The sequence below is a fragment of the Aeromonas sanarellii genome, assembly GCF_000820085.1.
GTDB classification, from domain to species: Bacteria; Pseudomonadota; Gammaproteobacteria; order Enterobacterales; family Aeromonadaceae; genus Aeromonas; species Aeromonas sanarellii.
This window is the reverse complement of the sequence record NZ_CDBN01000030.1, coordinates 1-11,749: the sequence shown is the minus strand read 5'-3', so window position 1 is coordinate 11,749 and position 11,749 is coordinate 1. Positions and strand designations below refer to the sequence as shown.

Genomic DNA, 11,749 nt, shown 5'->3' with positions numbered 1-11,749 from the left:
GTGATAACTAGATCTGTACATATCGGCAACAACAGATGGATGGCAACAACTGGCAGCCCACATCAATACAGCAGTGGCGTACTGCCTGCATGCAGACGGCGGCTCTCGGATTAATCGCGTATCCGGATTGAGTTGATCCTGCGCACAGCGTTCAAAATTGCAGCAAACGAAGTGCGATATTGGGTCTGGTATTCGCTTGCCCCAATATGGCTGAGCTCGCCTGCTGCATGATATTGGTGCGCACTAAGCGAGCCGATTCACGCGCTATATCTGCATCCCGAATTCTGGATCGCGCAGCACTGAGGTTTTCATTCGCACCGCTCAAGCGCCGCACCGTTGAATCGAGCGCATTGGCCTGTGCACCGATGCGGGAACGTTGCACTCCCAACTGCTTCATGGCCGTATCAAGCGTCTTCACCGCCTGGCTTGCATTGCTGTCATTCAACACATCAATGTTATCAACGGTGTACTTCATCTTATCTTGCGCAAACAAGCCGAAGGAGCTGAGCGAATTGCCAGTCATATCGATATTTGAATATTGATCACCCGATGAGGACAACTCAAGCTGCCCCATATATGTCGTCTCGCTGACGTTGGTCAGTAGAGCATTGAGCGACGGATTCGCCGAAATCGGCGGTGGGGGTGGAGCCGGTGGGGCTGGTGGCGCTGGCTGCGGCGGGTGACTCGAACCGTTATTGAGAGTGAGGCTCTTTCCCTGATGACTGTTGATGGTGAGCTGATTATTCGCAGGATTATTGTTAAATGAACTACTCACAGAAAAGCCGAGCCCCAGCGAAGATGCAACCGAATTGATCCGGCCAACAATCTTTGCCATCAAGACACTGTTTTCGGTTGTCGGGTGAATGGGATCCCAGCCCGTCATATCAATATCTGTCATCAGATCAACAGTCTGTCCTTCAATATCGATATAGGCTGGCAGCGTTGATAGATCCACGGAAGAGACGACAGAAAAAGGTCTCTGCTGGGCCTGTACCGGACCCTGATTGTTGGGAAACTGAGTGGCATTGATATCGGCAACGAACTCTTCAAGGGTCCCGTAATCCTTGTCAAACGTCACGCCATTGAGCGTGATGGGTTGTGACGCGAGTTTGAGACTGTCGATGCTGTAAGCGCCGGGTTTGCTGCCTGCCGGGTTACGCGCTAACCACCCCATTTCCCCCAGATTTTTAGTCTGTGCGTTCAAATCAGTAATGACCATGTTTTCGCCAGCATAAGCACCGATGGAAAACAACCCTTTAAATGAACCTGCCAATAAGTTCTGGCCCGCAAACGTCGTCTTGGTCGCGATACGATCCATCTCTGCTCTGAGCTGCTGAAACTCCTCGTTCAGGGCGATACGATCCGCTGCCGTATTGGCCCCACTACCCGACTGCAATGCCAGCACTCGCATCCGTTGCATCAGATTGAACGATTCATCGAGAGCTCCATCGGCCACGTTCACGATGGATATCGCATTGTTTGCATTTCTGATGGCCGTGCCAGTTCCATTTATCTCACTGGTCAACCTATTACTGATCTGCAAACCGGCCGCATCATCCGCAGCACTGTTGATGCGCAGGCCGGATGAAAGCCGTTGGAATACCGAGTCAAGGGTGGTCGATGATCTATTCAGGTGGCGCTGCGCCGCGATGGCCGAGATATTGGTATTAACAGACAATGACATAACAAGGCTCTATTGAAACTATGAGATTCGATGTGGTCTTAATCACTATCGGCATAACCAAATGACTCTTTAGTTGAAAATGACAACTCTGTTAAAAGAGTGAACAACCATTCCACAGGACCTAAGACGGCGAAGCTTGTCACTCCGAGACAGGACTGGCTTAAACCCGGCGTTGCCACTAAAATACGCCCCCTCTTCTTTCTGGCATCGGTAACCCCCATGAGCGCTTCCATCTATCTCGTCAAAGGCCGCGAAAAATCCCTGCTGCGCCGCCACCCCTGGATCTTCTCCAAGGGCATAGAGCGGGTTCAGGGCAACCCCATCGACGGTGACACCGTCGAGATCTTCACGAACGATGGCAAGTGGCTCGCCCGCGGCGCCTGGTCCGGCAGCTCCCAGATCCGCGCCAGGGTCTGGACCTTCGACAAGGACGAGACCGTGGATCTGGACTTCTTTATCCGCCGGCTGAAATACGCCCAGGAGTCCCGGGATCCGCTGATCAAGCGTCAGGGTCTCACCGGCTATCGCCTCTGCGCCGCCGAGTCAGACGGCCTGCCGGGCCTGACCATAGACCGCTACGCCGATTTTCTGGTGTGCCAGATCCTCTCCGCCGGCGCCGAGTTCCAGCGTGAGCTCATCACCAAGGCCCTGCGCACCCTCTACCCGGAGTGCAGCATCTACGAGCGTTCCGACGTGGCGGTTCGCAAGAAGGAGGGGTTGAAGGAGCGCACCGGCGTCATCCATGGCGAGACCCCGACCGAGCCCGTGGTCATCGAGGAGAACGGCGGCGTCAAGATCCTGGTGGACATCCGTAACGGCCACAAGACCGGTTTCTATCTGGACCAGCGTGACAACCGTCAGGCGGCCGCCAAGTACACCGAGGGCAAGCGGGTGCTCAACTGCTTCTGCTACACCGGCGGTTTCGGCGTCTACGCCCTCAAGGGGGGCGCCAGGGAAGTGGTCAACGTGGATCTCTCCCAGAATGCGCTGGACATCGCCCGCCAGAACGCCGAACTGAACGGCCTAGACGCCACCAAGGCCCAGTTCATCCGCCACGACGTGTTCAAGCTGCTGCGTGAATACCGCGACAAGGGCGAGAAGTTCGACGTCATCGTGCTGGATCCGCCGAAGTTTGCCGAGAGCAAGGCCCAGTTGCTGGGGGCCTGCCGCGGTTACAAGGACATCAACATGCTGGCGTTCCAGCTGCTGGCGCCGGGCGGCGTGCTCTTGACCTACTCCTGCTCCGGCCTGATGGAGCAGAGCCTGTTCCAGAAGATAGTGGCCGATGCGGCGCTCGATGCCGGTCGCGATGCCCAGATCCTGGAGCTCTTGTCCCAGGCATCCGATCACCCCATCGGCACCGCCTATCCGGAAGGCTTCTACCTCAAGGGCTTGGTAGTCCGCGCCCGCTGATCATCCAAGACACAGACATATTGATCACACAGGCCCGCATCGCGGGCCTGTTTTTTATCGGGGCTTGGTGCCTCAGTCCCGCGCGGGGGCACCCAGAGGAAAGTAGTGGCGATAGGGCCTCGCCTCGTCTACCACCCGGGCGATGGCAGGACGGGCCAGCAGACGGGCGCGGTAGGCACGCAGGTTCGTGAATACAGGCGGGATCTCATGGGCCCAGTCGGCATAGAAGAGCGAGGGGGCGGCGGCGCAGTCGGCCAGGGTGAACGCCTCTCCCGCCGCCCAGGTCCGCCCGGCGAGGCGCTCATCCAGCCAGGGGTAGATCTTGTCCAGCATCTCGCGGGCCTGGGCCACCCCGTAACCGTCGCGCTCGGTGGCCGGGCGCATCCTGTCCAGCACCACCTTCTGCATCGGCGTCATCACATAGTTGTCGAACAGGCGATCCATCATGTGCACCTCGATCCCCGCCTCCCCCTCGGGCACCAGGCAGTGGGGGCCGGGATGACGGCACTGGAGATACTCGATGATAGTGCTGCTCTCGAGCAGGGTGCGATCCCCGTCCACCAGCACGGGGAAGCGCTTGAGGGGCCAGAGGCGCGCGAGCTCGGCCTTCACCGCCGCGGACTCCAGGTTGAGGTAATCGAAGGCGATGTCATTCTCGTAGAGGGCGATCAGCACCTTCTGGCTGTAGGACGAGAAGGGATGGGCGTAGAGTTTCATCGGGATCACTCCTTGTATGGGGATGTCCTGACCAGTCTATTCCCAACCGGGCGCCTCTGCCGGGCCCCTCTCTTCACGTCTCTGGCACGGGCTGCGGACTCCCCACACGCTTTGTGGCATAATGCGGCGTTTCGTGATCCCGCCCGGCCCTCCTAGGGCCTGGTCCTGCGGCTCCTCGGCCCTGTCCGGGATCACTACTGTCGTGGACCATGAGTGTGGTCGCACCCCGGGGTGCGAGCCGACACCAGCTTGAACCAAGAGGGGTATGTATGTCTGCCATTCGTCTCACCCAGTACAGCCACGGCGCCGGCTGTGGTTGCAAAATCTCCCCCAGGGTGCTCGACACCATCTTGAAGAGCCAGATCCCGGGCTTTGACGATCCCACCCTGATCGTCGGCAACAGCAGCAAGGATGACGCCGCCGTGGTGGACATCGGCAACGGCCAGGGCATCGTCTCCACCACCGACTTCTTCATGCCCATCGTCGATGATCCCTTTACCTTCGGCCGCATCGCCGCCACCAACGCCATCAGCGACATCTACGCCATGGGCGGCAAACCCATCGTCGCCATCGCCATCCTCGGCTGGCCCATCAACACGCTGGCGCCCGAGATTGCCCAGCAGGTGATCGACGGTGGCCGCCAGGTGTGCCATGAGGCGGGCATTTCGCTCGCCGGCGGCCACAGCATCGACGCCCCCGAGCCCATCTTCGGCCTGGCGGTGACCGGCATAGTGCCGCTCGATGCCATCAAGCAGAACGACACCGCCCGGGTGGGCGACACCCTCTATCTGACCAAGCCCCTTGGCATCGGCATCCTCACCACGGCCCAGAAGAAGGGCAAGCTCAAACCCGAGCACGAGCAGCTGGCCCCAGAAGCCATGTGCACCCTCAACAAGATTGGCCAGCGCTTCGCGGCCCTGCCCGGGGTCCACGCCATGACGGACGTGACCGGTTTTGGCCTGGCGGGCCACCTGCTGGAGATGTGCGAAGGCTCAGGGGTCTGCGCCCGCCTCGACTTCAAGGCGCTGCCGCTGCTGCCCGAGGTGGATCACTACCTGAGTGAAGGCTGCGTGCCGGGCGGCACCCTGCGCAACCACGACTCCTACGGCCACAAGCTAGACACCATGGATGAGCGCACCCGCAACATCCTGTGCGATCCCCAGACCAGCGGCGGCCTGCTGGTGGCGGTGGGCTCCCAGAGCGAGGCCGAGCTGCTGGCCATCGCGCGGGAGGAAGGGCTCTCCCTCACTCCTGTCGGGGCAATGAAGCCGCTGGAAGGCACGCGCTTTATCGAGGTTGTCCAATGAGTGCACTGCCGCTCGAAACGAACCTGGCGCGCATCTTCCTCGAGGATGTGCCGCTCATCGATCTGCGCGCCCCCGTCGAGTTCAATGAGGGGGCCTTCCCCAATGCCGTCAGCCTGCCGCTGATGACGGACGAGGAGCGTGCCCGGGTCGGTACCTGCTACAAGCAGCAAGGTCAGGCCGCCGCCATCGCGCTGGGTCACCGGCTGGTGGGGGGCGAGGTGCGCGCCGCGCGCATCGAGGGGTGGCTGGCCCAGCTGCGCCAGCAGCCAGATGCCCTGCTCTATTGCTTCCGTGGCGGCCTGCGCTCCCAGACGGTGCAGCAGTGGCTGGCCGAGGCCGGCGTCCCCCGTCCCCGGGTGGATGGCGGCTACAAGGAGCTGCGTCGCTTCCTCATCGACACCCAGGCGAGCGCCTCGACCGAGTGCCGCTGGACGGTACTGACCGGCATGACCGGCTCCGGCAAGACCCACATGCTTGGCCACATTGCCCAGGCGGTGGATCTGGAGGGGCACGCCCATCACAGGGGCTCCTCCTTTGGCCAGCTGCCGGGGGGGCAGCCCAGCAACATCAACTTCGAGAACCGGATCGCCATCGAACTGCTCAAGCGCCGCCACCGGGGGGAGACGCATTTCGTGGTGGAGGACGAGAGCCGCCTCATCGGTCGCTGCGCCCTGCCGCTGAACCTCTATGAAGCCATGTGCCGGGCGCCCCTGGTGGTGGTGGAGGTGTCACAAGATGAACGCGCCGAGCAGATCCGCATCGATTATGTGCAGGATCTCTGGCAGCGCTACCTGGCAATGTATGGCCAGGAGGCGGGCTGGCCGCTCTTTGCCGGCTACCTCACCGACGCCATGGCCCGGCTCAAGCGCCGGCTCGGGGACAAGGACCACCGCGAGCTGGATGGCTTGTTGCAGGCCGCCCTCACCGAGCAGGCCGAAAGCGGGGAGACCGCCGCCCACCTGGTCTGGATCCGCCTTCTGCTGACCCGCTACTATGACCCCATGTACCGCTATCAGCTGGACAACAAGCGCGAGCGGATCCGGTTTCGCGGCGACAAAGAGGCCTGCCTCGCCTTCTTCGCCGAGCAGCACGCCCTTCAGACCCATCAGGAGAGTCCCACATGTTGAAGTTCGAGGTGATCCCCGTCACCCAGTTCGCCCAGAATTGTTCCCTCATCTGGTGTGACGAGACCCGCCAGGCGGCGTTGATCGATCCCGGTGGCGAGGCGGACAAGCTGCTGGCCGCCATCGCCAGGCACGAGCTGCGGCTGGTGAAGATCATCCTGACCCACGGCCACATGGATCACGTGGGGGCCGCCGCCGAACTGCGCACTCGCACCGGTGTCAGCATTGTCGGCCCCCACCGGGAAGATGCCTTCTGGCTCGACATCCTGCCCCAGCAGAGCCAGATGTTCGGCTTTGCCCATACCCCGGCCTTCACCCCGGATGGCTGGCTCGCCCAGGGGGACAAGGTTCAGCTTGGAAATTGCGAGCTGGAGGTCTATTTCTGCCCGGGCCACACCCCGGGTCATGTCGTGCTGCTCAGCCAGGCCGAACGCCTCGCCTGGGTGGGGGACGTGCTCTTTGCCGGCAGCATAGGCCGTACCGACTTCCCGCGCGGAGATCACGCCACCCTGATCCGCTCGATCACCGAGACCCTGCTGCCGCTCGGGGATGATATCGTCTTCATCCCGGGCCATGGTCCCAGCTCCACCTTCGGTCGCGAGAAGGCCAGCAATCCCTATCTGACAGCGCCCATCTGGTAATCCCCCCGCGCCTCGCGGGCATCCCATTGGGCCTTGAGGCGCAAGATCTCCGGCATGATCTCGAGAAAGCGGGCGAGCAGCCGGGGATCGAAGTGCTGACCGGCACCATCACGCATGGTGGCCAGCACTCTGTCCAGAGGCCAGGGCTCCTTGTAGGGGCGGCGCACGCTCAGAGCGTCAAACACATCGGCAATGGCCACGATCCGCGACGCCTCGGGGATCCCCTCGCCGGTCTCGCCGGCGGGATAACCCGAGCCGTCCCATTTCTCGTGGTGATGCAGGGCAATTTCCGCCGCCATGCGAAATATGGGGGCATCGGATCGCCTGAGGATCTCGTAACCGATGCGCGGGTGACTGCGCATGATGACCCACTCCTCCTCGGTGAGGGGACCGGGCTTCTTGAGGATGTGATCGGGGATACCAATCTTGCCCATGTCGTGCATGGGGGCCGCCAGCTCCAGCAACTCCGACTGCTCCGGACTCCAGCCCGCCGCATCGGCCAGGGCCCGGGCGTAAGCGGCCATGCGCCAGATATGCACGCCGGTGTCGGTGTCGTTGTAGTGACCCGCCTCGCTCAGCATGACGATGGCGGTGCGATAGCTGCACTCGAGCTGATCGAGGCGCACCAGGGAGAGGTGATTGCGCACCCGGGCACGCACCGTGCTCGGGCAGACCGGCTTGTAGATGTAATCCACCCCGCCCGCCTCAAACCCCTGGCTCTCGCTGTCTGCGTTGTCGCTCGCGGTGATAAAGAGTACCGGGATCCCCGCGTGGGCCGGATCGGCCTTGAGCCGGCGGCACACCTCGTAACCATCCATGTCGGGCATGCGCACGTCAAGCAGGATCAGGGCCGGCTCGTGGCGCCCCACGGCGGCCAACCCCTCCTCTCCCCCCTTGGCAAAGAAGAGGTTGTACTCCTCCTTGAGGATTTGCCGCAGCAGCCCAAGGTTGCTCGGCTCGTCGTCGATGATCAGCACTCGCGGTCGATTCATGGCGCAGGTTCCTCCCGATCCTCCAGATAATCCTCCAGCTTGCGGGTGGCGAACGGAATATCGAACAGCTCCAGGGCCGCACTTATCTCGCTCACCAGCTCGCAAGGCAGGTAACTCCTGGCCTGACTCAGCGCCGGCTCAATCAGATCCAGATCCTCGCTCACCAGGGCCTGATGCAGGGCGTGCAGGCAGACCTCCCGCGCTTCCCCCTGGGCCAGCGGGGAGCTGACCGCGCCCGGCTCGCGCCCGGCATAGGTATCGATGGCATGTTGTGCCTGCTCCAGCGCCTCGAGGAAGGGGGCGATGAGCTGACTGGTGTCCCCACCCTGCTCGATGGCCTCGTTCAGCTCGGCGCTGATGCGCGCCACATCCGTGAGCGACAGACTGCCCGCCACCCCCTTTATCTTGTGCGTCAGGCTTGCGGCCGCATCGGTCTCGTGCTGGGCGATGTAGTCCGGCAACACGGTGCCGACCGTCATGTAGTCATCGCGAAAACGGCGCAGGTACTTGAGATAGACCGAGGCTTCACCCCAGTTGCGAAGTCCGGTATCGATATCGATGCCGGCCACCGGCTCCTGGGCGCGTGGCTCGTCGCTCACGGTGAGCGGCAGGACGCAGTCCGGCAAATAGCGCAGCAAGGTCGCGATGAGCTGCTCCACATCGAGCGGCTTGGCGATGAAGTCGTTCATGCCGCTGGCAAGCGCCGCTTCGCGCTGATCCTTGAATACCCCGGCGGTGAGTGCCAGCACGGGAGTCTCTCCGCGTCCCGGCAGTTGGCGCAGGCGACGGGTCGCCTCGTAGCCATCCATCACCGGCATCTGCACATCCATGAGCACCAGATCGATGCGCCGCGCCGGATCGGCGAGACAAGCCAGGGCCCGCTCCCCGTCGATGGCGGTGATCACCTCGGCCCCCTCCCGTTGCAGCAAGCGGGTCGCCACCTCCAGGTTGATGTCGCTGTCATCGACCAGCAGGACATGCACGCCCGGCAGGCGCAGACGGCGCTGGCCACTCTCAAGCGGCTCCACGTGCTCGCGCTTCTCGTGGATGAGGCGTGCCACCGCGTTGTAAAGACTGGAGCCGGTCACCGGTTTGTGCAGCACCAGATCCACCTGCTCCGAGCCGGGGCAGTGCATCAGCTCATCCTGGGAGTAGGCGGTCGCCATGATGATGATGGGTGAACGCTCCTGCTGCTCGAAGGCGCGGCGAATGGCCAGGCAGGTCTCGAGTCCGTCCATGCCCGGCATGATCCAGTCGAGCAGGATCACATCGAAACGCTCCCCCTGGCGCAGCAGATGGTGCAGCGCCTGCTCACCGGACTCCACCACCCGTGACTGCCAACCGAGGGAACCCACCGTCATCGACAGGGCGTCACGGGTCACCTGATTGTCGTCGGCGATGAGCAGCGAGATGTGCTGCAGACGCTCGTTCAGGGCCTCGGGCCGCTCCACCTGCTCCAGCCGGACGCGGAACCAGAACTCGCTCCCCTTGCCCAGTTCGCTGGTGACGCCGATATCCCCCCCCATCAGGTTCACCAGGCGGCGACTGATGGTCAGACCGAGCCCGGTCCCTCCGAAACGGCGGCTGGTGGAGGAGTCTGCCTGGGAGAAAGCATTGAAAATGTTGGCCTGCTGCTCGGGGGGAATGCCGATCCCGGTGTCGCGCACCCGAAACAGCAAGGTGGCCATGCCCTCTTGCTCTGCTTCCAGCTCGACCTTGACCTCCACCTCCCCGCGCTCGGTAAACTTGATGGCATTGCCGGTCAGGTTGAGCAGCACCTGCTCGAGGCGCAGGGCGTCCCCAATCAGATGGGAAACCTGCTCGGGGGCACTGCTCACCACCAGTTCCAGGTGCTTCTGGCCAACGCAGGTGGACATGATGGCCGCCACGTGATCAAGCACCTCTTCCAGACTGAATGGCACCCGCTCAAGCTCGAGCCGGCCCGACTCAATCTTGGAAAAATCGAGAATGTCGTTGATGATCCCGAGCAGCGCCTGCCCGGCCTGGTGGATTTTGCGCACCAGGACATGCTGGCCATCGTCGAGCCCTCCCTGCTCGAGCAGGTAAGTCAGCCCCATGATGGCGTTCATGGGGGTGCGGATCTCGTGGCTCATGTTGGCGATGAAATCCCCTTTGACCTGTGCCAGCCTGGCCGCCTCCTGCTGGGCCAGCTGCTCCCTGTGCCTGCTGCGCACCAATGCGGCCACCCCGGCACCAAACAACAGCAGCAGCATCGCGCAAGTGGCCGAGATGATCCCCCAGATGTGAGTGCGAATGGCCAGCAGCTCGCTGCGCGGCACCAGGGAAGCGGCTTTCCAGATCAGCTGATCATGATTCTGTGCCGGGTACAGAGTGGTCCAGCTCCACAGTCCGTCGGCAGACTCCATCTGGCCGTTTGATGCGCCCCAGAACGCCTGCCAGGCCTGGGGGGACGTGTGCTTCAGGGTGAGATCCGGGCGTTCGAGCATGAAGCCCCATTCCTGGGATGGGTCCGGGCTATGCAGCCAATATCCGTCCTGGTTGAACAGCATGGTGTGATCGGCCGCCTTGCCGCTGCTGTCGGCAAACTCCTTGAGCATACGGGCGGCCTGCACGTTGATAAGCAGCAGACCAAGATCTCGTCCCCCAAGGCGCATACGCTTGGCAATGCGGATCATGGGGTTGAAGGGGCGTTCGATCACTCCGTGTTCAACGTTGAGATCGAGCGGCGAGACGTAGACCCGCTCCCAGGGCAGCGCCATGGCGTCGCGAAAATAGTAACGTTCCCCCTTGTTCTGCAACTGGTCGTCCGTCACACGCCACACACGCTGTCCCTGACGATCGATGCGCACCAACTCCATGCCATCCGGGGCAAGCCAACGCACCTGGGCATAGTCGGGATTACGGTTCATCAGGATGGTGAACTGGACGGCCAAGGTGTCACGGTCATTGCGACCCGCCGCCTCGAGCAGAATGGGCTCTTCCGACATGCTGCGCACATGGCGCAGCGGCACCGCCAGCTCGCCGTCAAGGCGGCCGCTGGCAAGCGCTAGGAAGGTGCTCTCATCGCTGCGAACGCGGTAGAGCTCGCGCTCGATCAGTGCATTGCCCAGCAGATAGCCCCCCGCCAGGACCAACAGCAGAATAGGTGAAAACAGCAGGAAATATGTCCGTACGATTCCCTTCATAACGGTCAACATCACCCCGAAAAATGGATTTGTTCGAGCACCTTGTGGACATCAGAGCATCACAACACGTGACCTGCTGTCAATCATGCCTACAAGTAAAGACCAATAGTGCTGTTTGAGTATTTTATTTTCCCGGCAAAAATGCTGTAAAAACAAAGAGGCCACCCGATTGGGTGGCCTCTTCACAGGAACATTCGTTGTCGATTAGACGCGAACGAAGTCCAAGTGAACCAGCTTGTAGCGAACCGGGTGACGCTGGATAGCCTTCACGTTCACTTTCACTTCTTCGCCGTTGATGACCAGGGTCAGCTCGGAGGAGTAGAACTCCGGCTTCTCTTGGGCCAGGATCAGCTTCTTGTGGTCCAGGGTAACGGACACGGCTTCTTTGCCTGCACCGTAAACGATGGCAGGAACTTGGTCAGCATGACGCAGGCGGCGGCTCGCACCTTTCCCCAGGTCAGAACGGACTTCAGCTTGGAATACGAAAGACATAGTAAGTATCTCTTTTAGATGAATGTATGGTGTTGACTGCGACCGGTCAGCACCTCGCAAAACGAGCGCGAATACTAGCACGGGCCCGGGGTGGATACAAGGGACGAACCGCTTGCCATCGCACTGGCAGATGCCGAGGCTCTCCCCTGCCCCGACGCGCCCCTCAGCGCCCCTGCTCCAGGCGGGCAAACTGCTGCTGGCGCTGGGCCGGG

9 protein-coding genes are annotated in these 11,749 nt (G+C 61.9%); 4 read left to right on the top strand and 5 right to left on the bottom strand.

Features of this window, described 5'->3' with window-relative positions; translation table 11 throughout:
• Positions 1-151 precede the first annotated feature (151 nt).
• Positions 152-1,684 carry a flagellin N-terminal helical domain-containing protein gene (locus BN1132_RS06200; RefSeq protein WP_042076010.1) on the bottom strand — a complete coding sequence of 511 codons (1,533 nt, stop codon included), beginning with the start codon at positions 1,682-1,684 and terminating at the stop codon, positions 152-154.
• A 219-nt stretch (positions 1,685-1,903) separates the two neighbouring features.
• Here BN1132_RS06200 and BN1132_RS06195 point away from each other — a divergent pair, with 219 nt between their 5' ends.
• Complete coding sequence (locus tag BN1132_RS06195; RefSeq protein ID WP_042076007.1) at positions 1,904-3,097, top strand: class I SAM-dependent methyltransferase; 1,194 nt, start codon at positions 1,904-1,906, stop codon at positions 3,095-3,097.
• Positions 3,098-3,169: 72 nt separating this feature from the next.
• Here BN1132_RS06195 and BN1132_RS06190 read toward each other — a convergent pair whose 3' ends face one another.
• Positions 3,170-3,814, bottom strand: a complete 645-nt coding sequence (locus tag BN1132_RS06190) for a glutathione S-transferase family protein (RefSeq protein ID WP_042076005.1) — start codon at positions 3,812-3,814, stop codon at positions 3,170-3,172.
• Positions 3,815-4,083: 269 nt separating this feature from the next.
• On the opposite strand from BN1132_RS06190, the gene selD reads away from it, so the two are divergent.
• From selD to BN1132_RS06175, 3 genes are read left to right on the top strand one after another with little or no spacing between them, the layout of a single operon-like run.
• A complete protein-coding gene (selD, locus tag BN1132_RS06185) occupies positions 4,084-5,121 on the top strand; it encodes a selenide, water dikinase SelD (RefSeq protein WP_042076003.1) in 1,038 nt (345 codons plus the stop codon).
• On the top strand, positions 5,118-6,248 hold the full coding sequence (mnmH, locus tag BN1132_RS06180; protein WP_042076001.1) for a tRNA 2-selenouridine(34) synthase MnmH: 1,131 nt from the start codon (positions 5,118-5,120) through the stop codon (positions 6,246-6,248). Before selD ends, mnmH begins: the two co-directional genes overlap by 4 nt.
• Entirely contained in the window at positions 6,242-6,886 is a 645-nt protein-coding gene (locus BN1132_RS06175) for an MBL fold metallo-hydrolase (RefSeq protein WP_042075999.1), read from the top strand. The genes mnmH and BN1132_RS06175 overlap by 7 nt, the downstream gene beginning before the upstream one ends.
• Here the strand turns inward: BN1132_RS06175 and BN1132_RS06170 are convergent.
• From BN1132_RS06170 to rplY, 3 genes are all read right to left on the bottom strand, one after another.
• A complete protein-coding gene (locus BN1132_RS06170; protein ID WP_042075996.1) occupies positions 6,862-7,878 on the bottom strand; it encodes a response regulator in 1,017 nt (338 codons plus the stop codon). The genes BN1132_RS06175 and BN1132_RS06170 overlap by 25 nt on opposite strands.
• Entirely contained in the window at positions 7,875-11,045 is a 3,171-nt protein-coding gene (locus tag BN1132_RS06165) for a hybrid sensor histidine kinase/response regulator (protein ID WP_042075994.1), read from the bottom strand. The genes BN1132_RS06170 and BN1132_RS06165 overlap by 4 nt, the downstream gene beginning before the upstream one ends.
• Positions 11,046-11,249: 204 nt before the next feature.
• Positions 11,250-11,537: a 50S ribosomal protein L25 gene (gene rplY, locus BN1132_RS06160; RefSeq protein WP_041205748.1), complete on the bottom strand. Its 288-nt coding sequence runs from the start codon at positions 11,535-11,537 to the stop codon at positions 11,250-11,252.
• Positions 11,538-11,749 lie beyond the last annotated feature (212 nt).

Coding starts and splice junctions, on each gene's coding strand:
- BN1132_RS06200 (WP_042076010.1), bottom strand. CDS start 1,684: ATGTCATTGTCTGTTAATACCAATATCTCGGCCATCGCGGCGCAGCGC.
- BN1132_RS06195 (WP_042076007.1), top strand. CDS start 1,904: ATGAGCGCTTCCATCTATCTCGTCAAAGGCCGCGAAAAATCCCTGCTG.
- BN1132_RS06190 (WP_042076005.1), bottom strand. CDS start 3,814: ATGAAACTCTACGCCCATCCCTTCTCGTCCTACAGCCAGAAGGTGCTG.
- selD (WP_042076003.1), top strand. CDS start 4,084: ATGTCTGCCATTCGTCTCACCCAGTACAGCCACGGCGCCGGCTGTGGT.
- mnmH (WP_042076001.1), top strand. CDS start 5,118: ATGAGTGCACTGCCGCTCGAAACGAACCTGGCGCGCATCTTCCTCGAG.
- BN1132_RS06175 (WP_042075999.1), top strand. CDS start 6,242: ATGTTGAAGTTCGAGGTGATCCCCGTCACCCAGTTCGCCCAGAATTGT.
- BN1132_RS06170 (WP_042075996.1), bottom strand. CDS start 7,878: ATGAATCGACCGCGAGTGCTGATCATCGACGACGAGCCGAGCAACCTT.
- BN1132_RS06165 (WP_042075994.1), bottom strand. CDS start 11,045: ATGAAGGGAATCGTACGGACATATTTCCTGCTGTTTTCACCTATTCTG.
- rplY (WP_041205748.1), bottom strand. CDS start 11,537: ATGTCTTTCGTATTCCAAGCTGAAGTCCGTTCTGACCTGGGGAAAGGT.